General features: G+C 66.9%; 22 protein-coding genes. 12 read left to right on the top strand and 10 right to left on the bottom strand.

Annotation, left to right across the window (positions count from 1 at the left end; all coding sequences use genetic code 11):
• The 3 genes from GH660_RS05195 to GH660_RS05205 are packed head-to-tail and all read left to right on the top strand — an operon-like array spanning position 1 to position 2,235.
• The gene (locus tag GH660_RS05195) at positions 1 to 882 is read left to right on the top strand and encodes a neutral zinc metallopeptidase (protein WP_153145544.1); all 882 of its coding nucleotides are present in this window, start codon (positions 1 to 3) and stop codon (positions 880 to 882) included.
• Positions 883 to 886: 4 nt separating this feature from the next.
• Entirely contained in the window at positions 887 to 1,426 is a 540-nt protein-coding gene (locus GH660_RS05200; protein WP_153145546.1) for a protein disulfide oxidoreductase, read from the top strand.
• Positions 1,423 to 2,235: a M23 family metallopeptidase gene (locus GH660_RS05205; RefSeq protein WP_153145548.1), complete on the top strand. Its 813-nt coding sequence runs from the start codon at positions 1,423 to 1,425 to the stop codon at positions 2,233 to 2,235. The genes GH660_RS05200 and GH660_RS05205 overlap by 4 nt, the downstream gene beginning before the upstream one ends.
• Positions 2,236 to 2,242: 7 nt before the next feature.
• Here the strand turns inward: GH660_RS05205 and GH660_RS05210 are convergent, their stop codons facing one another.
• The 6 genes from GH660_RS05210 to GH660_RS18120 form a co-directional block, all read right to left on the bottom strand.
• The gene (locus GH660_RS05210) at positions 2,243 to 2,839 is read right to left on the bottom strand and encodes a c-type cytochrome (RefSeq protein ID WP_153145550.1); all 597 of its coding nucleotides are present in this window, start codon (positions 2,837 to 2,839) and stop codon (positions 2,243 to 2,245) included.
• 36 nt (positions 2,840 to 2,875) lie between these two features.
• Positions 2,876 to 3,844, bottom strand: a complete 969-nt coding sequence (locus tag GH660_RS05215; protein WP_153145552.1) for an alpha-ketoacid dehydrogenase subunit beta — start codon at positions 3,842 to 3,844, stop codon at positions 2,876 to 2,878.
• Between the two features lie 9 nt (positions 3,845 to 3,853).
• Positions 3,854 to 4,816 carry a thiamine pyrophosphate-dependent dehydrogenase E1 component subunit alpha gene (locus GH660_RS05220; RefSeq protein ID WP_153145554.1) on the bottom strand — a complete coding sequence of 321 codons (963 nt, stop codon included), beginning with the start codon at positions 4,814 to 4,816 and terminating at the stop codon, positions 3,854 to 3,856.
• A gap of 135 nt (positions 4,817 to 4,951) precedes the next feature.
• Complete coding sequence (locus tag GH660_RS05225; protein ID WP_153145556.1) at positions 4,952 to 6,289, bottom strand: GAF domain-containing protein; 1,338 nt, start codon at positions 6,287 to 6,289, stop codon at positions 4,952 to 4,954.
• Positions 6,286 to 6,759, bottom strand: a complete 474-nt coding sequence (locus GH660_RS05230; protein ID WP_153145558.1) for a hypothetical protein — start codon at positions 6,757 to 6,759, stop codon at positions 6,286 to 6,288. The genes GH660_RS05225 and GH660_RS05230 overlap by 4 nt, the downstream gene beginning before the upstream one ends.
• A gap of 49 nt (positions 6,760 to 6,808) precedes the next feature.
• On the bottom strand, positions 6,809 to 6,934 hold the full coding sequence (locus GH660_RS18120; protein WP_255478767.1) for a hypothetical protein: 126 nt from the start codon (positions 6,932 to 6,934) through the stop codon (positions 6,809 to 6,811).
• A 513-nt stretch (positions 6,935 to 7,447) separates the two neighbouring features.
• Between GH660_RS18120 and GH660_RS05235 the strand changes: the two genes are divergently transcribed.
• From GH660_RS05235 to GH660_RS05255, 5 genes are read left to right on the top strand one after another with little or no spacing between them, the layout of a single operon-like run.
• The gene (locus tag GH660_RS05235; RefSeq protein ID WP_153145560.1) at positions 7,448 to 8,596 is read left to right on the top strand and encodes an efflux RND transporter periplasmic adaptor subunit; all 1,149 of its coding nucleotides are present in this window, start codon (positions 7,448 to 7,450) and stop codon (positions 8,594 to 8,596) included.
• A gap of 4 nt (positions 8,597 to 8,600) precedes the next feature.
• On the top strand, positions 8,601 to 9,296 hold the full coding sequence (locus tag GH660_RS05240; protein ID WP_153145561.1) for an ABC transporter ATP-binding protein: 696 nt from the start codon (positions 8,601 to 8,603) through the stop codon (positions 9,294 to 9,296).
• Entirely contained in the window at positions 9,283 to 10,491 is a 1,209-nt protein-coding gene (locus GH660_RS05245; protein ID WP_153145563.1) for an ABC transporter permease, read from the top strand. The genes GH660_RS05240 and GH660_RS05245 overlap by 14 nt, the downstream gene beginning before the upstream one ends.
• 1 nt (position 10,492) lies before the next feature.
• Positions 10,493 to 11,692, top strand: coding sequence for an ABC transporter permease (locus tag GH660_RS05250; protein ID WP_153145565.1), 1,200 nt, complete (start codon positions 10,493 to 10,495; stop codon positions 11,690 to 11,692).
• Positions 11,693 to 11,740: 48 nt separating this feature from the next.
• Complete coding sequence (locus GH660_RS05255) at positions 11,741 to 12,178, top strand: MaoC family dehydratase (RefSeq protein WP_153145567.1); 438 nt, start codon at positions 11,741 to 11,743, stop codon at positions 12,176 to 12,178.
• Between the two features lie 109 nt (positions 12,179 to 12,287).
• On the opposite strand, the gene GH660_RS05260 is transcribed toward GH660_RS05255, so the two are convergent.
• Both GH660_RS05260 and GH660_RS05265 read right to left on the bottom strand, forming a co-directional pair.
• Entirely contained in the window at positions 12,288 to 13,355 is a 1,068-nt protein-coding gene (locus tag GH660_RS05260; protein WP_153145569.1) for a pseudouridine synthase, read from the bottom strand.
• Positions 13,352 to 13,696 carry an FKBP-type peptidyl-prolyl cis-trans isomerase gene (locus GH660_RS05265; RefSeq protein ID WP_153145570.1) on the bottom strand — a complete coding sequence of 115 codons (345 nt, stop codon included), beginning with the start codon at positions 13,694 to 13,696 and terminating at the stop codon, positions 13,352 to 13,354. The genes GH660_RS05260 and GH660_RS05265 overlap by 4 nt, the downstream gene beginning before the upstream one ends.
• A 127-nt stretch (positions 13,697 to 13,823) precedes the next feature.
• Here GH660_RS05265 and rplU point away from each other — a divergent pair, with 127 nt between their 5' ends.
• The 4 genes from rplU (at position 13,824) to proB (ending at position 16,804) form a co-directional block, all read left to right on the top strand.
• Entirely contained in the window at positions 13,824 to 14,135 is a 312-nt protein-coding gene (gene rplU, locus GH660_RS05270) for a 50S ribosomal protein L21 (protein ID WP_153145572.1), read from the top strand.
• A 21-nt stretch (positions 14,136 to 14,156) separates the two neighbouring features.
• The gene (gene rpmA, locus GH660_RS05275; protein WP_153145574.1) at positions 14,157 to 14,420 is read left to right on the top strand and encodes a 50S ribosomal protein L27; all 264 of its coding nucleotides are present in this window, start codon (positions 14,157 to 14,159) and stop codon (positions 14,418 to 14,420) included.
• 189 nt (positions 14,421 to 14,609) lie between these two features.
• Positions 14,610 to 15,686 (top strand): Obg family GTPase CgtA, encoded by a 1,077-nt coding sequence (cgtA, locus tag GH660_RS05280; protein ID WP_153145576.1) that lies wholly within the window; start codon positions 14,610 to 14,612, stop codon positions 15,684 to 15,686.
• Entirely contained in the window at positions 15,683 to 16,804 is a 1,122-nt protein-coding gene (gene proB / locus GH660_RS05285; RefSeq protein WP_153145578.1) for a glutamate 5-kinase, read from the top strand. The genes cgtA and proB overlap by 4 nt, the downstream gene beginning before the upstream one ends.
• Before the next feature lie 134 nt (positions 16,805 to 16,938).
• On the opposite strand, the gene GH660_RS05290 is transcribed toward proB, so the two are convergent.
• Together GH660_RS05290 and GH660_RS05295 are read right to left on the bottom strand one after the other, a co-directional pair.
• On the bottom strand, positions 16,939 to 18,126 hold the full coding sequence (locus GH660_RS05290) for a porin (RefSeq protein WP_153145580.1): 1,188 nt from the start codon (positions 18,124 to 18,126) through the stop codon (positions 16,939 to 16,941).
• Between the two features lie 204 nt (positions 18,127 to 18,330).
• Positions 18,331 to 18,795 carry a tRNA (cytidine(34)-2'-O)-methyltransferase gene (locus GH660_RS05295; protein ID WP_153145582.1) on the bottom strand — a complete coding sequence of 155 codons (465 nt, stop codon included), beginning with the start codon at positions 18,793 to 18,795 and terminating at the stop codon, positions 18,331 to 18,333.
• Between the last annotated feature and the right edge of the window lies 1 nt (position 18,796).

An 18,796-nucleotide genomic window follows, 5' to 3' on the forward strand; every position in this document is an offset into this window, starting at 1 on the left:
ATGCGCATGGATGACCAACGCGAAAGCGACAACATCGAGGACCGCCGCGGCGGCGGTTTCGGCGGCGGTGGCGGCCTGCGGCTGGGCGGCGGGCGCCTCGGCATCGGCACCATCGTCATCGCCCTCGTTGCCAGCTACTTCCTCGGCATCAACCCGCTGACCGTCCTCAGCATGCTGAGCGGCGGCGGCATGCCGGCCGTCGAGCAAAGCGCGCCGCCGGCCCACAAGCCGCCGGCGCACGACGAGACGGCGATCTTCGTCTCCAAGGTGCTGGCCTCCACCGAGGACACCTGGATCGAGGTCTTCCGCGCCAGCGGCCGCCAGTACGAGGAGCCCAAGCTGGTGCTCTTCTCCGGCGTCACGCCGACCGCCTGCGGCACCGGCCAGGCGGCGATGGGGCCGTTCTACTGTCCCGGCGACCAGAAGGTCTATATCGACCTTTCCTTCTTCCGCGACCTCAAGGAGCGCTTCCGCGCGCCGGGCGAGTTCGCGCAGGCCTACGTCATCGCCCACGAGGTCGGGCACCACGTGCAGAACCTGCTCGGCATCGCCGACCAGGTCGAGAAGGCGCGGCGCCGCAGCAGCGAGCGCGAGGCCAACGCCCTCTCGGTGCGCATGGAGCTGCAGGCCGACTGCCTGGCCGGCGTCTGGGGCAAGCATACCGACACGATGAAGAACATCCTCGAACCGGGCGACCTCGAAGCGGCGCTGACCGCCGCCACCGCCATCGGCGACGACCGCCTGCAGCAGCAGGCGCAGGGCCGCATCGTGCCGGAAAGCTTCACACACGGCACCTCGGCGCAGCGTGTGCGCTGGTTCAAGCGCGGCTTCGAGACCGGTGACCTCAACCAGTGCAACACCTTCAAGGCCGCCCAGCTGTAAGCGCATGCCGGACGTCCCGCCATCGCCGCGGCCGCGCCCGCGCTGGCGCCGCTGGGCGCTGGAAGTCCTGATCGTCCTGGTCGCGCTGGCCGCCTTCCAGTTATGGCAGCTGCGCGACGCTGTGCGCGGCCCGGCACCGGCTGTCGCCGGCGAGCGCCTCGACGGCAGTCCGTTTGACCTCGCCGCCTGGCGCGCCGGCCAGCACGGACGGGCGACGCTGCTTTACTTCTGGGCCGAATGGTGCCCGATCTGCAAGACCACGGCCGGCAATGTCACGGCGGTCACCGAAGACTGGCCAGTGACCAGCGTCGCCAGCCAGTCCGGTCCCGCGGCGCAGGTGGCCGGCCACCTGCGGGCTGCCGGCCACTCGTGGCCGACCCTCGCCGATCCGCGCGCCGATATCCTCCGGCGGTTCGGCGTGCCCGGCGTGCCCGCCTTCGTCGTGATCGACCCGCGCGGCGACGTCCGTTTCGTCACGCTCGGCTACACTAGCGAAATCGGCCTGCGCCTGCGTCTCTGGTGGGCGACCTGGAGCGGCGCATGAGGCGGGTGTACGTACTGCTGGCGGGGCTCGGCCTGAGCCTTGCCGCCGCTGCCTTGCCGCAGCATGCGCCGGTGCCGGGCGGCGTCGCCGTCATCGACCTCGGCGCGGCGGGGCCGACGGCGCCGACCGCGCGCTGGGGCGATCAGCCGCTGGCCGTGCTGCGCGACAACGGTCGCTGGGTGGCGCTGCTCGGTATCCCGCTAGACACCCTGCCGGGTACGCTGGAAATCGATGTTTTCAGCGGGTCGACCGCAACCGCCCGCAGCGTGCAGGTCGGCGTGAAGAACTACCCGGAGCAGCGCCTGACGATCCGGGACAAGCGCAAGGTAGAGCCGAATGCCGACGATCTGGCGCGCATCGAGCGCGAACGGGAGATCACCGAAGCGATCAAGCGCCGCTTCAGCGCGGCGGCGCCGGATGCCGATTTCGCCCTGCCGGCTGCCGGCCCTCTGTCGTCGCGCTTCGGCCTACGCCGCGTCTTAAACGGCCAGTCGCGCAACCCGCATGCCGGGCTCGACGTCGCCGTCGGCACCGGCGCCCCGGTCAGGGCGCCGGCTGTGGGCGTCGTGGCCAACACCGGCGACTACTTCTTCAACGGCAACACCGTCTTCATCGACCACGGCCAGGGGCTGATCACCGCCTACATGCACCTGTCGCGCATCGACGTCCGCTCCGGTCAACCGGTCAGGAAGGGCGAGATCCTCGGCGCCGTCGGCGCCACCGGGCGGGTGACCGGCCCGCACCTGCACTGGGCGGTCATCCTCAACAACACGCCGGTCGATCCCGAACTGTTCCTGCTTCGCCCCTGAGCGGCCATTACCCCGGGTTCTTGCCGCCGACCGCCCGGGCGGTGGCGTTGGCCGGCGGCGCGTACTCGGGCACCTTGTTCTTCACCGCCGGCTGCGCCATCAGGTAGGCGTAGATGGCGCGCAGGTCGCTGTCAGGCAGCGCGGCGATCGCCTGCCAAGGCATCGGCGGCATGATCGGGCGCGCGACACCGACGTGCTTGCCGGTGCGCATGGCCTGGACGAAATCCTTCTCCTTCCAGGCGCCGATGCCGGTTTCGCGGTCGGGCGTCAGGTTGGCCGCGTAGGTCGTGCCCCAAGGGCCGACGAAGGCGGTCATCGTCGCCGAGCCGGCCCCGTTCCAGTCGTTGTCCAGCTTGGGCGGGGGCGGCAGGCGCAGGCTTTCCGGGTGGCCGGAGAGCCCGCGGACCATGTCCTTTTCCGGTCCGTTGGCGCCCATTTTGAAAGGCGTGTGGCAGGTGACGCAGTCGCCGGCGGCGACCAGCAGGGCACCGCGCTTGACCTTTGCGGTATTCCCGCCGTCGGCCAGGGCGGCAGACGAGTGGGCGACGGCGCAGACAAGGGCGGCGGCGAGGAGGGGGGATTGGGCGATGAAGCGCTTGGTCATGGTTGTTCTCCTGGGTTGGGGTTGGGGTGGTGCGGGTCAGGTGGCTTGCCGCTGGCAGAGTGTGGCGGCAGCGGTGGCGATGGCCGCGGCCTGGGGAACGAAAGCCTGTTCGAGCGGGTAGCTGGCGGCGACCGGCGCATCCGGGCCGCCGAGGCGGACGATCGGTGCCTTGAGCCGGGCGAAGGCCTTTTCCGCCACCAGCGCGGCGATTTCGGCGCCGATGCCGCACAGGCGGTTGGCCTCATGCACGACGACCAGGCGCCCGGTGCGGGTGACCGAGGCGAGGATGGCGGCCTCGTCGAGCGGCTTGAGGCTACGCAGGTCGATGACCTCGGCGGCGATGCCCTGAGCCGCAAGCGTTTCGGCCGCTGCCAGGCAGCCGTGGACGGTCTTGCCGTAGGAGACCAGCGTCACGTCGTTGCCCTCGCGCAGCACGGCGGCCTGGCCGAGGGGAACGATGTGCTCGCCGGCCGGCACTTCGCCGGGCTGGTAGAGCAGCCCGATGTCGAGGAAGAAGAGCACCGGGTTGTCGTCGCGGATGGCCGCCTTGAGCAGGCCCTTGGCGTCCGCCGGGTTGCTCGGCATGACCACCTTGAGGCCGGGGCTGTGGACGAACCAGGCCTCGACATTGTGGTTGTGCTGGGCGCCGACGCCCCAGCCGGCGCCGGTCATGGCCAGGGTGACGAGCGGGAAGGAGAACTGGCCGCCGGACATGAAGCGCAGCTTGCCGGCGCTGTTGACCAGTTCGTCCATGGCGTAGCAGAGGAAGGGGGCGAACAGCAGGTCGATGACCGGGCGCAGGCCGGTGCCGGCGGCGCCGACCGCCGTGCCGGCGATGATGCCTTCGGCGAGCGGGGTGTTGCGGACGCGCAGGGCGCCGAATTCCTGGACCAGGTCGTGGCGCTTGGTGGCGACGCCCTCGCCGAAGACGAGAACGCGGGGATCGTGGCGCATTTCCTCGACAAGGGCGGCGCCGATGGCATCGTAAAGGGTCATTGCAGGCATGGCGGCTCCTCAGGCGTAAACGTTGTCGGTCAGGGCGTCGGGTGCCGGGTAGGGCGATGCCTCGGCGAAAGCCAGGGCGCCGGCGATGTGGTCGGCGGCCCTGGCGGCCAATGCCGTGGCGCCCGCCGCGTCCAGGCTGCCGGCGGCAACGAGGCGGTCGCGGCACAGGGCGATCGGGTCGCGCGCCAGCCACGCGTCGCGTTCGGCCGGGTCCACGTAGCCCTGGTCGTCCGGCTCGAAATGGCCGCGCGTCCGGTAGGTCCAGGTTTCCAGTAGATAGGGGCGGCGGCTGGCGCGCACCTGGGCGGCGGCGGCTGTCGCGGCAGTCAGGACGGCGCTGACGTCGTTGCCGTCGACGGTGCTCGCCGGGATGCCGTAGGACTGGGCCCAGGTGGCGACGTGTTCGCGGCTCATGGCCTCGCGCCGATGGACGAAGGCCTGCCAGTGGTTGTTCTCGCAGACGTAGAGGATGGGCAGGTTCCACAGGGCGGCGAGGTTGAGCGATTCGTGGAAGCTGCCTTCGCAGGCTGCGCCGTCGCCGAGGAAGCAGACGACGATGCCCGGTTTGCCGAGCATGGTCTGCGACAGCGCGACGCCCGGCGCCAGCGACAGTTCGGCGCCGACGATGGTCGAGGTGAGGACGACACCCAGTTCCTTCACGGAAATGTGCAGCGAGCCGCTCCTCCCGCCGCAATAGCCGTCGCGGCGGCCCATCACCTCGGCCAGCAGGCGGCCGGGGTTGGCGCCGCGCGCCAGCAGGTGGCCCGCACTGCGGTGGTTGGTGAGGATCAGGTCGTCGCCGGACAGGGCGTTGACGACGCCGACGGCGGCCGCTTCCTGGCCGACCGAGGTGCAGGTGCCGGGCACCTTGCCGGCGGCGCTGCCGGCGACGATGGCTTCCTCGTAGGCGCGGATGAGCAGCATCTGCTCGAGCAGGTGCCGCGGGTCGATTTCGTGTGGTGCTGGGGTCATGGCTGCTCCCGTGGTTGGTCGGTGATTGCAGTCTAGACCGCCCGAAAGCCATGACAAGACGGGCGGCCGGCGCTTATGAATCTTTTAAGAAGCGCTGAATGAAGATTTAAGATTCGCGGCTCACGGCCGCAAAAATCAGCCGGAAATGAGCTGCAGCGGGCGGTCGACCGCGAGCGAGAAGCGCCCGCGCCCGGTCTTGGCGAGGTGGATACCGGCCGCCCGCTCGTCGAGGCGGCGCTGCAGCAGCACGAGACGCGCCTCCAGGTTGTCGCTGACGCCCGGCAGGCGGATGCGCGGGTCGACGCGCAGCCCCTTGTTGGTGAAGCTGGTGCGCCGGCGTTCGACGAAATCGCTGAGCAGTGTCCACAGGATGGCGCCGGCGACCCCCTTGATCAGGTAGTCGTCGTCGAGGAAGACGCTGTCGGTGGCCGCGAAATGGCGCACCCGCAGGGGCGGGCCGGCGACCTGGACGGCGGGGTTTTCGGTGGTCGGGGCCTCTTCGTCCAGCTCCTCGGCCTGCTGATGGTGATGCATCGCCAGGCCGAGCTGCGCGGCAAACGCCACCAAGGCATCTTCGTCGTCGTAGCCGAAATGCAGGTCGGCGACGTTCTCCATGTAAAGCACGCCGAGCAGGCGGTCGAAGGCGGTGACCGGGATGGCCATCTGGCTGCCGGCTTCCGGCAGCCCGGGCAGAGGAATCGCGGTTTCCAGGCTGTCGCCCTGGCCGTCGGCCTCGACACTGCGGCGGATCGTGCGCCCATAGCCGTACTCGCTGGTCATGAAGCCGATGCGGATCGGGATGCGTTCGCGGGCGCAGATGCCGATGACGCCGGCCCCGACCGGGATTTCCGAACCGACGCCGGACTGCGGGTAGCCGCGGCTGGCCAGGGTGTACAGGCAGCCCCGGCTCTCGTCGAGCATCAGGAACATGACATGCCCGATGCCGAACTCGCTGCCGAGGCAGTCGAGCGCCGTTTCGAGCAGGCGCGCGAGGCTGCCGCAGCCGGCCAGGCGGCCCGTGGCGCGGCGCAGCGCGGTGAGATAGTTCACCGCCGGCGGCGGCAGGGCCAGGGTGGCGCCGGGAACCTGCTCGATGCCGAGCAGCCGGTAGACATCCGATCCACGCAGGCGGAACACCTCGCTCATGCCTTCGTGTGACGCGATTCCCGCCAGCTTGGCCTTCATCTGCTCGAACAGCGGGCCGGCCGTTTCGGTGCGCAGATAGGCGAGGGTCAGCCGGTACTGGGCGCCCGTCAGGTGGCTGGTGAGCAGGAGGCGCACCGGCGAGCCGGCGAGGATGTTCTGGCGGGTACGGTTGAAGAACTGGTAGGAGAGCGCGACGTGTTCGTTGTCGATGAACTGGACCTGCGACAGATAGGCCAGGTTGGGCATGCCTTCAGCGTCGCAGGTGGCGATATGCCCGGGAATCACCCCTTCCAGGCATTCGCGGATGGTGTCGAGGCGCACCGTCACGGGGCGGCGAGCGGTTCGCCGGCCTTGGGGCCGGGGGTTTGCGAGAAGGCGGCCGCGGGCGAATAGGTCACGGCGACCAGGTCGTCCGGCGGGCAGGCGAGAATCGCGCGCACCACGGCCTCGGACATGCCGAGCGGCACGACCTCGAGGACGAAGTCGGCGACATGCCGTTCGATGATGCAAAGGTCTTCCGCCGCGAACGGGACGATGCGGGCATCGCTGCCCTTGAGCTGCAGGGTGCGATTGCTGCTCGGCAGGCTGAAGACGTTGGCCACCCGGCTGCTGTTAAGGATGTTCTCGATGAGTTCCAGCGATTGCGAGCGGCGGAGGAAGATGCTGACCTGCCGGCCGCCGTCAAGCACCTTGCAGCCGAGGCCGCGGCTCATGCTCGGCAGGCGGTCGGGGCCGCAGGCGGCCAGGCTGATGCTGACCCCGGTCTGGATGAAGGCGGCGCTTTCGCTGTCGAGCATGGCAAGAATAAGGCGCCCGGGGGCGCCTCTGTTAGCGAGCCGACCGGTATCAGATCTTCGGCTTGGACGGCGTGCTCATCTGCTTCTCGTCCTTGGCCTTGTCGCCGCAGGCAAGGGCGGAAACGCTGGCGACCGCGAAGATGGCGGCGAGCAGGGCGGCAACGGTTTTTTTCATCGTGATCTCCTTGGGTTGGGTTGGCTGTCGAAGTTCGATCAATCCGGCTGGCTTTGGTTCATTGCACAAGCCCGAGAGCGTCTACGCATCCCTGAAACGAGAAGCCCATGCACTAAGGGAACATGGGCTTCCTTGACTGCGGCTCTCGCCACACCGGCTTGAGCAATCGGCATCTCGCCGAAACTGTTGCTACTCGGTCTTCTCAAGATTGGTTTCCGGGAATGCGTTCATTGAATCCCCTGATACGCAGCTGATACTGCCAAGCAGTGCCGGGATTGCTGCGTGCCACAGCACAATTCCAGATTAGCACAGGAATCCGGAAATGCCAGGGCGTGTTTACCGTAAGCGAAGCAGTCCCGCCGGTTACGGTGAATACGCCCCGGGAATGCGACGCTTTTTGCCGATCGGTCGCCTGTTGTCTCCGCATCCGTTGGTCAAACCGCCGGCTTGCGCGAAAATGGGCGCATTCGCTGCTCGTTCAGGCCGCGCGCCGGCCTTTGCCAAGGAATTTCCATGCGCCGCATTGCCGTTGTCGTTGCCATCGTCGCCGTGCTCGGCCTCGCCTTCGCCTGGTTCAGCCGGCCCAAGCCGATTCCCGTCGCGCTCAGGGAGGTCGCCGTCGGCAAGGTGGAAGCGACACTGGCCAACACGCGGGCCGGCACTGTCGAAGCCTGCCAGCGCACCAAGCTGTCGACCATCATCGGCGGGCGCATCGAGTACCTTGGCGTCAAGGAGGGCGACCGTGTCAGGAAGGGGCAGTTGCTCCTGAAGCTGTGGAACGACGACCAGCAGGCGCAGGCCGCCCTGTCGCAGGCCCAGGTGGCGCTGGCCGGCAAGCGCGTCGATGAAGTCTGCATCGCTGCGGTCAACGCCGAAAAAGAGGCCAAAAGGCAGGCCGAGCTGCGCGACAAGGGCTTCGTCTCGGCCAGCCGCGAGGAGATCGCCCGCACCGAGGCCGAGGTCAAGCGCGCCGCCTGCAACACCGCCAAGGCCGATGTCGCGCAGGCCGAGGCCAAATTGAAAGCGACGCGCGTCGAGCAGGGGCGCGTCGCGCTTTACGCGCCGTTCGACGGTACCGTCGCCAAAATCGTCGGCGAGCTAGGCGAATACTCGACGCCGTCGCCGCCCGGCGTGCCGACGCCGCCGGCGATCGACCTGATCGACGATTCCTGCCTCTACGTCAAGGCGCCGATGGACGAGGTCGACGCGCCGAAGATCGCCGTTGGCCAACCGGTGCGGGTGACCCTCGACGCGCTGCCGGGCAAGGTCATCCCGGGCAAGGTGCGGCGCGTCGCGCCCTATGTTTCCGCCGTCGAGAAGCAGGCGCGCACGGTCGATGTCGAAGTCGATTTCGTGCAGCCGGAAGCAACCGGCAAGCTGCTGGTCGGCTACAGCGCCGACGTCGAGATCATCCTCGACGGCCGCGAGCAGGTGCTGCGCATCCCGACCGCGGCGATCCAGGAAGGCGGCCGCGTGCTGCTGTTCAACGCCGACAGCGGCAAGCTCGAAGAGCGCAAGGTCAGGACCGGGCTGGCCAACTGGGAATACACCGAAGTTCTCGACGGCCTGGCGGCCGGCGACCGCATCGTCACCTCGCTGGAGAAGGAGGGGGTCAAGGCGGGCGCTGCCGTCGTGCCCGACGACAAGGCCAGGGCCAAGTGAGCGCATGGCGCTGATCGAACTGTCCGGCATCGAGCGCGTCTTCCAGCTCGGAGATGCCGAGGTGCACGCGCTGGCCGCCTTGAACCTGCGCATCGAGGCCGGCGAATACGTTGCCGTGATGGGCCCTTCCGGCTCCGGCAAATCGACGCTGCTCAATCTGCTCGGCCTGCTCGACCGGCCCAACGCCGGCACCTACCGGCTGGAGGGGCGCGACGTGACGACGCTGTCACCGGACGAGCAGGCGCGCGTGCGCAGCGAGCGCATCGGCTTCGTCTTCCAGAGCTTCCATCTGGTGCCGCGCCTGACGGCTGCCGAAAACATCGCCCTGCCGATGACGCTGGCCGGCATCCCGGCCCGCGAGCGCAACGCCCGCGTGGCGCGGGCGCTGGCCAGCTTCGGCCTGGAGAACCGCGCCGACCATCGGCCCGACCAGCTTTCCGGCGGCCAGCGTCAGCGCGTCGCCATCGCCCGCGCCACCATCATGCAGCCGGCCCTGATCCTCGCCGACGAACCGACCGGCAACCTCGACCGCCACACCGGCGAAGAGGTGGTCGACCTGCTCGAGGCGCTCAACGCCGCCGGCGTCACGCTGGTCGTCGTCACCCACGACCAGGCCATGGGCGCCCGCGCCCGGCGCCGGATCGTCATGGAGGACGGGCGGCTGAAAAGCGATAGCCGGAGTCCCGATGCGCCTGGCTGACACCCTGCGCTTCGCCCGCGATGCGGCGACCGGCTACCCGTTGCGCACGGCGCTCTCGGTGCTCGCCATGTCTATCGGCGTCGCCGCCGTCGTCATCCTTACCGCGTTGGGCGACGGGGCGCGGCGCTACGTCGTCGGCCAGTTCTCGTCGATCGGCACCAACCTGGTCATCGTCCTGCCCGGCCGCTCCGGCACCGGCGGCTTCAATCCGGCCAACGCCATCACCACGACGCCGCGCGACCTGACCATCGACGACGCTGCCGCGCTGCGTCGCGCGCCGGCGGTCAGCCGCGTCGCGCCGCTCGCCGTCGGCACCTCGGAGATCAGTTTCGGCGGCCGCCTGCGCGAGGTCATGGTCGCCGGCTCGACCAGCGACTTCATCCCGATCCGCAATTTCGAAGTCGGGCAGGGGAGCGGTCTGCCTGAGGAGGACTGGAGCCGCGGCTCGTCGGTCGCCGTCATCGGCAGCAAGATCCGCGAGGAGCTGTTCCCCGGCGGCCCGGCGGTCGGCCAGCTGATCCGCGTCGGCGACCGCCGCCTGCGCATCGCCGGCGTGCTCAAGCCGATCGGCCAGGGGCTGGGCATGAATACCGACGAACTGGTCATCGTCCCGGTGTCGCTGGCCCAGGCGATGTTCAATTCGAACACCCTGTTCCGCATCCTGGTCGAGGCGCGCAGCCGCGAGGCGATTCCCGAGGCCAAGGATCAGGTCCTGGAAATCCTCAGGCAGCGCCATCGCGGCGAGGAGGACGTCACGGTCATCACCCAGGATGCCGTGCTCGCCACCTTCGACAAGCTGCTCGGCGCGTTGACCCTGGGGGTCGCCGGCATCGCCGCGATCAGCCTGGCGGTGGCCGGCATCCTGGTGATGAACGTGATGCTTGTCGCCGTCACCCAGCGGACCGGCGAAATCGGCCTGCTCAAGGCGCTCGGCGCCCCGGCGCGCACCATCCGCCTGGCTTTCCTGACCGAGGCGGCGATGTTGTCCACGGTCGGCGCCCTGGTCGGCTACCTGCTCGGCCAGCTCGGCGCGTTCGGCCTGCGCCAGGCCTTTCCCGTCTTTCCCGCCTATCCGCCGGACTGGGCAGTCATCGCCGGGCTGTCGACGGCGCTCGTCACCGGCCTGCTGTTCGGGGTCATGCCGGCGCGCCGGGCCGCCCGGCTCGACCCGGTGCAGGCGCTGATGAAGCACTGAGATGCTCGTCGCCGATTCCCTCCAGCTTGCCGTCCGCGCCATCACTGCGCAGCGCCTGCGCAGTTTCCTGACCCTGCTTGGCATCGCCGTCGGCATCGCCGCGGTGATCCTGCTCACCTCGATCGGCGAGGGTATCCACCGTTTCGTGCTCGGCGAGTTCACGCAGTTCGGGACCAACGTGATCAGTGCCGTCCCCGGCAAGACCAAGACCGGCGGCACGCCGTCCGGCCTGCCGTCGAGCGCGCGGCCGCTGTCGCTCGACGACGCCCGCGCGCTGGAGCGCCTGCCGCACGTCGTGGCGGTGACGCCCAACGTGCGCGGCAACGCCGAGGTCGAGGGCAACGGCCGCACGCGGCGCACGCTGGTCTACGGGGTCACTGCCAAATTGCCGGTTATTTTCAAGTCGACCGTACAAAGCGGCCAGTTCCTGCCGGCCGACGATGAGGGCAGCGCGCGCGCCTTCGTCGTCCTCGGCAGCAAGCTGAAGGAGGAGCTGTTCGGCAGCGAGAACCCGCTCGGCCAGCGCCTGCGCATCGGCGGCCTGCATTTCCGGGTGATCGGCGTCATGGCGCCGAAGGGCCAGTTCCTCGGCATCGACCTCGACGACACCGCCTTCATTCCGGCGGCCCGCGCGCAGGAGCTGTTCAACCGCGAGGGCGTCGACGAGATCAACGTCGCCGCCGAGGAGGGCGTGCCCTCGGCGATCGTCGCCGATGCCATCAAGCGGCGCCTGATCGACCGCCACGGGCGCGAGGATTTCACCATCGTCACCCAGGAAGAGATGCTGAAGACGCTGTCCAACATCCTCAACGTGCTGACCATGGCGGTCGGCGCACTGGGCGGCATCTCGCTGCTGGTCGGCGGGGTCGGCATCGTCACCATCATGACCATCGCGGTGGCCGAACGCACCGGCGAGATCGGCCTGCTGGTCGCCCTCGGTGCGCCGCGGCGGACCATCCTCGCGCTCTTCCTCGGCGAAGCGGTGGCGCTTTCGGCGCTCGGCGGGCTGCTCGGGTTGCTGCTCGGCATCGGCCTGGCGCAGGCCATCCATCTGGCGCTGCCCGCCCTGCCGGTGCATACGCCGCTCAGCTTCGTCCTGCTCGCCGAGCTCGTCGCCATCGCCATCGGCCTCGCCGCCGGCGTCCTGCCCGCCCGGCGCGCCGCCCGGCTCGATCCGGTCGACGCCTTGCGCACGGAATGACATGGTAGAGTTCGCCTTCCATTCGACCAACAATCACAGGAGCCCAGCATGACGTATCACATCGATCAACTGCAGCCCGGCATGTCCGCTAGCCTGGCCAAGACCGTCACCGAAGCCGACATTGTCCTCTTTGCCGGCATCTCGACCGATGTCAATCCGGCGCACCTCGACGAGGAATATTCCAAGGGCACGATGTTCGGCGGGCGCATCGCCCACGGCATGCTGTCGGCCGGCTTCATTTCCGCCGTGCTGGCCAACAAGCTGCCCGGGCCCGGCACCATCTACCTGTCGCAGACGCTGAAGTTCAAGGCGCCGGTCCGCCCGGGCGATACCGTTACCGCCACCGTCACCGTCAGGGAAGTCAACGTCGCCAAGAACCGCGTGACGCTGGATACCGTGTGCACGGTCGCCGGCAAGGTGGTGATCGAGGGCGAGGCGCTGATGATGCCGCCGGCACGCTCTGCCGCCCCGGCCGGCACGGCCTGATCGGCTGTTTCGGGAAACCAGGAAAAAAACGCCGGCCGGGTAAATCACCGGCCGGCGTTTTTGCTGTTTGCGGTCGAAGGGATCGCTGCGGTCGACCGTCGAAAAAGGGTCAAAATGCCTCGTCGGCCCTCAGGAACCGCCACTGCCCGAGCGGCAGGTCGCCCAGCTTGACGCGGCCGATGCGCACGCGCTTGAGGCCGGTGACGCGCAGCCCGACCAGTTCGCACATGCGGCGGATCTGGCGCTTCTTGCCTTCCTTCAGGATGAAGTGCAGCTGGTCCTCGTTCAACTGCTTGACCCAGGCCGGCTTGAGTGGCTTGCCGTCCAGTTCCAGACCGTGCTGGAGCAGTTTGAGTCCGCCCGGAATCATCGTGCCGGCGACGCGGACCAGGTATTCCTTTTCCACCGGGCTGTCGTCGCCGATCAGCTTCTTGGCGACACGGCCGTCCTGGGTGAGCACCAGCAGGCCGGTGGAGTCGATGTCGAGACGCCCGGAAGGGGCCAGGTTGCGCAGCATCCACGGCTTGAACTCAGGATCCCCGGACTGCCGGAGCTGGTTGTCGGCGGTGATCAGCGTGATCGCCGGCGTGCAGCCTGGCTCGGGCTGGCCGGACACGTAGCCGACGGGCTTGTTGAGCAGCACCGTGACCTGTTTGGCCTGATCCAGCTTCGCTTCCTGCGAGATCGAAATCGCCGCGTCCGGCCTGATGCGGGTACCCAGCTCGCTGATCCGTTCGCCGTCGACGAAGACCCAGCCGCGCTCGATCCACAGATCGGCCTCGCGCCGCGAACAGATGCCGCGCTCGGACATGATCTTGGACAGGCGGACGCCCTCCGGTGGCTGGCCGCCCGACCCGGCCGGGCGGCGGGGTTCTGCCGGCGGGTTCGCCGCGAGCGGCTTGCGCGCGGCCGGCACCGCCTTGGTCGGCGGCGCCGATTTTGCCGTCGCTGCGCCCGTGAACGGCTTTTTGGCCGGCGCCCGGGGCGGCGTTGCGGTGCTTCGGTTGACGCTCAGGGTGCCGGTCGGCTTGGCCTTCGCTTCGTCCGCCGGCACGGATTTGGGTGTTTTTTCGGTGTCGACCGCAGCAGGCGTTTCCGGCTTGCGCCACTTCGCCCACGGATCATCCGCGCCAGGATTCTGCGGCGGCTGCCCGCCGGTCCGTCCGGAACCGCTCATTGCACGCCGAGCAGTTCGACCTCGAAGACCAGCGTCGCATTCGGCGGGATGACGCCACCGGCGCCGCGGGCGCCGTAGCCGAGGTGCGGCGGAATGGTCAGCTTGCGCGTGCCGCCGACCTTCATGCCCTGAACGCCTTCGTCCCAGCCGGAAATGACATGGCGCTGGCCGAGCGGAAAGTCGAAGGGATCGTTGCGATCCTTGCTCGAGTCGAACTTGTTGCCGTTGGTCAGCCAGCCGGTGTAATGGACGACGACGTGGTCGCCGGCCTTGGCCTCAGCGCCCGCGCCGACGACGGTATCTTCATAGACGAGGCCCGAGGCCGTGGTGATTTCAGCCATGCTTAGCTCCTTGGGAAAGGGGAAAAGTCTACCACAATGCACCGTCAAGGCTTTGACTTCTCAGAGAATTTCCGTATAATGCGCGGTTCTTCGTAGCACCCTTTGGTTTATTTTCGGAGTCCAACCCATGTATGCGGTCATAAAAACCGGCGGCAAGCAGTATCGCGTTTCCGCTGGCCAAAAACTCAAAGTAGAACAGATACCGGCAGACGTTGGCGCAGAAGTCACCCTTGACCAGGTCCTCATGGTAGGCGAAGGCGAGTCGGTGAAGGTCGGCGCCCCCCTCGTTGCTGGCGCCACCGTCAAGTGCACCGTGGTTTCCCACGGCCGCCACGACAAGGTCAAGATCTTCAAGATGCGCCGTCGCAAGCATTACCAGAAGCACCAGGGCCATCGTCAGAACTATACCGAACTGCGCATCGACACGATCGCTGCCTAAGTTCAGACAAGGAGCTAAAACATGGCACACAAAAAGGCAGGCGGCAGTTCACGTAACGGCCGCGACTCACAGGCCAAGCGTCTTGGCGTCAAGCGCTACGGCGGTCAGTTCGTTCTCGCCGGCAACATCATCGTTCGCCAGCGCGGCACCGAGTTCCATCCGGGCGAAAACGTCGGCTGCGGCAAGGACCACACCCTGTTCGCGCTGAAGGACGGCACCGTCCAGTTCTCCGTCAAGGGTGCCAAGGCACGCCGCACGGTGACCATCGTTCCGGCCGCCGAATAAGCGTCGGCAGGCGGAACCGCAAAGCCCTATCCGCCGGATAGGGCTTTTTAGTTTGTAGCTCGCCAAACTGGACCTGGATTCGATCCGAGGCCAAGGGGGCAAGTCCGGCGGCAACGAGACAGTACATTTGTACGGCGAGGCGCCGACGGGCGCAGCCAACGCAGGCATCGGGAAGAAGGCAGGTCCAGCATGAAGTTCATCGACGAAGCAAAAATCTACGTAAAAGCTGGCGACGGCGGTAACGGCGCGGCCACCTTCCGCCGCGAAAAATACATTCCGATGGGCGGCCCCAACGGTGGCGACGGCGGGCGTGGCGGCAGCATCTACGTGATCGCCGACCGCAACATCAACACCCTGGTCGACTATCGCTATACCCGCAAATTCATCGGCAAGCGCGGCGAAAACGGGGGGGGCGCCGACTGCTACGGCGCCGGCGGCGAAGACATCGTGCTGCGCATGCCGGTCGGCACAGTGATTACCGATCTGCACACCGGCCAGATCCTTGCCGACCTCGACGTGCATGACAAGAAAGTCCTGCTCGCCAAGGGCGGTCGGGGCGGCCTGGGCAACATTCATTTCAAATCCTCGACCAATCGCGCGCCGCGGCAGAAAACCAATGGCGAAGAAGGTCAGGAATTCGAGGTCAGCCTTGAGTTGCGCGTGCTGGCCGACGTCGGGCTGCTCGGCCTGCCCAACGCGGGCAAGAGCACGCTGATCCGCGCCATTTCGGCCGCCCGCCCGAAAGTGGCCGACTACCCGTTTACGACGCTGCACCCGAACCTCGGCGTCGTCCGTGTCGATGCCGAAAAAAGCTTCGTGATGGCCGACGTGCCGGGGCTGATCGAAGGGGCCGCCGACGGCGCCGGGCTCGGTATCCGCTTCCTGAAGCACCTCCAGCGCACGCGCATCCTCCTGCATCTCGTGGATATCGCCCCGCTCGATCCGGATGCTGATCCGGTACGCGACGCCAGGGCCATCGTCGGCGAGTTGCTCAAGCACGACCCGGCGCTGGCCGAAAAGCCGCGCTGGCTGGTTCTCAACAAGCTCGACCTGATTCCCGAGGAGGAGCGCGAACAGCGCATCAAGGATTTCCTCAAGGCCTACAAGAAGGCGACCAAGTACGACGGGCCGGTGTTTCCGATCGCCGCGATCAACGGCGAGGGCACCAGGCCGCTGATCTACGCCATCCAGGAGGCGCTGGAGCAGATGGCGCGCCCCGAGGTCGACGATGACGAACCCGAAACTGCGGACGGCGAAGAGGCATGAAAAAAACTCGCCTGGCTGGTGCCAAACGCCTGGTCGTCAAGGTTGGTTCGGCCCTCGTCACCAATAACGGCAGCGGTCTCGATCTCGCCGCCATCGACGACTGGGCGCGCCAGATCAGCGTGCTGCGCGGCCAGGGCAAGCAGGTCGTCCTAGTTTCCTCGGGCGCCATCGCCTGCGGCATGCAGCGCCTCGGCTGGAGCAAACGGCCGAAGTCGGTCCATGAACTGCAGGCCGCGGCAGCCGTCGGCCAGATGGGACTGGTGCAGGTGTATGAAGGTGCCTTCGCCAAGCATGGGCTGCATACCGCGCAAATCCTGCTCACCCACGACGACCTCGCCGACCGCAAGCGCTACCTGAACGCCCGCTCGACGCTGACGACCCTGCTCGAACTTGGCGTCGTGCCGATCATCAACGAGAACGACACCGTCGTTACCGACGAGATCAAGTTCGGCGACAACGATACGCTCGGCGCGTTGGTCGCCAATCTGATCGAAGCCGATGCGTTGATCATCCTGACCGACCAGATCGGACTATTCACCGCCGACCCGCGCAAGGACCCGGATGCCACCCTGATCGCCGAGGCCACGGCCGGCGACGAGGCGCTGGAAGGGATGGCTGGCGGCGCCGGCACCGCAATCGGCAAGGGCGGGATGATCACCAAGGTCATCGCCGCCAAGCGCGCCGCCAAGAGCGGGGCGCACACGGCGATCGCCAGCGGCCGCGAGAGCGACCCGATCATCCGGCTGGCCAACGGCGAATCGGTCGGCACCCTGCTGGTGTCGCAGACACCGCCGCTCGCGGCGCGCAAGCAGTGGCTGGCTGATCACCTGCAACTGGCCGGCCGCCTGATTCTCGACGCGGGTGCGGTCAACGCCCTCAAGGCGGGCAAAAGCCTGCTGCCGATTGGCGTCGTTGCAACAGAAGGCGAGTTCGAGCGGGGGGCGGCAGTGGCCTGTGTCGATGGCGAAGGGCGGGAGATTGCCCGCGGCCTGAGCAATTACGGTAGCGGCGAAGCCCGCCTGATCGCCCGCAAGTCCAGCCAGGAGATCGAAAGCCTGCTCGGCTATGTGGACGAACCCGAAATCATCCATCGCGATAACCTGATTCTTCTCGGTTAGATTACCGACTTGAAGAAAACGAAGGGCGCCTGCGAGGCGCCCATTTTTTTGTTCGGAATAATTCCGGATATGTCGCGGGCCGGAAATGAAAAAAGGGCGCCGAAGCGCCCTTTGCAAATCCGGCTTACGCTGGATTAGAAGGAGTGACGAACGCCAACCTGCACGCCTTGCTGGAACACGCCCGGCAGGGTGTAGCCGTTGCCAGCGGAGTAGGCGCCGCTGTTGGAGGCGTCGCCGACAGCGCCCAAGCGCTGGTCGTCGTTGTTGATGAACGAATAGGCGCTGTAGACCACGGTACGCTTGGACAGGCTGTAGTCCAGACCGATCGCGAACTGCTGGGCATCGCCACCAGCGGCAGAGTTGCCGTCGGAGTAAAGGTAGGAGGCCTTGCCGGTGAACTTGCCGAACGGAGCCGTGACGCCAATCATGTAGTTGTTCAGGGTGGCGTTCTTGTTGTCGGAACCAGCAGCAAGAGCGTTCACGAAATCAACGTCGTTGTAGGAGTACAACGCCATGACCTTGGCGACCTTGAAGTCATACGAACCGCCGATGGTTGCGTTCTGAACGTTCTTCAGGCCCGGAGCAAGCAGCGTAGCTTCCGACGCACGGCTACCAGCGTTGATGTAGTGGTAGTTCACACCAGCGGTGATCGGGCCGTTTTCGTACTTCAGCAGACCGGCGTAGACGGTGTTGTTATTGGAGTTGCTGTTGGAATCTTCCTGGAGGTTGGCGTTGTTGGAGAAGGCCAGGGTTGCGGTCAGGCCGCCCAGGAAGGACGGGGAGACGTAGGCGATGGCGTTGTCAACACGAACCGGGTCGGTCAGGTTGCCGACGTTGGCGATAGAAACGATCTGTTGGGAGCTGTACACGTTGTTGTAACGGCCAACGGTACCGGCGCCGAACGGATCCAGGCCGGAAACGAAGGTGTAGTGCGGGGTGTACAGACGGCCGCCGACGACGGTACCGAAGTTGCCGCTCAGGCCCATGTAGGCTTGACGGGTGAATTGGGAGCCGGAGGTTTGCTGCAGGCCGGTGTCAAGCATGAAGCCTTGTTCCAGCAGGAACACAGCCTTAAGGCCGTTGCCCAGATCTTCGGTGCCCTTGAAGCCGATGCGGTTGCCGAGGGACTGGCCGCCGTTGAACTGGCTTTGGGAGTTCGGGGTGCCGGTGTTGACGCCCGGAATGGTGGAGCCGGCGTTCTTGCCGTCAAAACGGTAGGTGTAACCGTAGTCGACCAGACCGTAGATGGTGACGTTGGTCTGCGCGAAGGCGGCGGTGGAGGCCAGGCCGGCGACAGCCAGAGCGATGAGTTTCTTTTGCATCAGAAAATCTCCTTAGTGGTTAGTTTTTAATCTGCTCTTGCGAGTCGATTAAGCTTTACCTCTCGGATTGAGAAGTTGAGGCGATTTTGGCAAAGAGCGGGCATGCGGGCAATTGAAGATTGCGATGAAGCCTGGCTTTGAGATGATGTTGTTGCTTTGGCGCAACATTGGTTTCCAGTGCTTCCATCATATCTGTGTTCGCGATCACTTCCCGACAACAAAGCCGTTCTGGCGCCAGGCTTCGAATACCGTCACGGCAACGGCATTGGACAGGTTGAGGCTGCGCTGCCCGGCCTGCATGGGCAGGCGCAGACGTTGCGTTGCCGGAAATTCGCCCAAAACTTCACCGGGTAGGCCGCTGGTTTCGCGTCCGAAGACGAAGACGTCGTCCTGCTCCAGGCGCTGGTCGAACGGGCTGCCATGGCCCGAGGTGGTCATCGCCCACAGGCGGCGCCGGCCGAGCACGGCCTTGCAGGCGTTCCAGTCGGCGTGGCGGAAGACGCGGGCGTATTCGTGGTAGTCGAGTCCGGCGCGGCGCAGGGTCTTGTCGTTGATGTCGAAACCGAGCGGTTCGACGAGATGCAGTTCGGCGCCGGTGTTGGCGCACAGGCGGATCACGTTGCCGGTGTTGGGCGGAATTTCGGGCTGGTAGAGGACGACGGCGATCATC

This window comes from Dechloromonas sp. H13 (assembly GCF_009469615.1).
Taxonomy (GTDB): Bacteria; Pseudomonadota; Gammaproteobacteria; order Burkholderiales; family Rhodocyclaceae; genus Azonexus.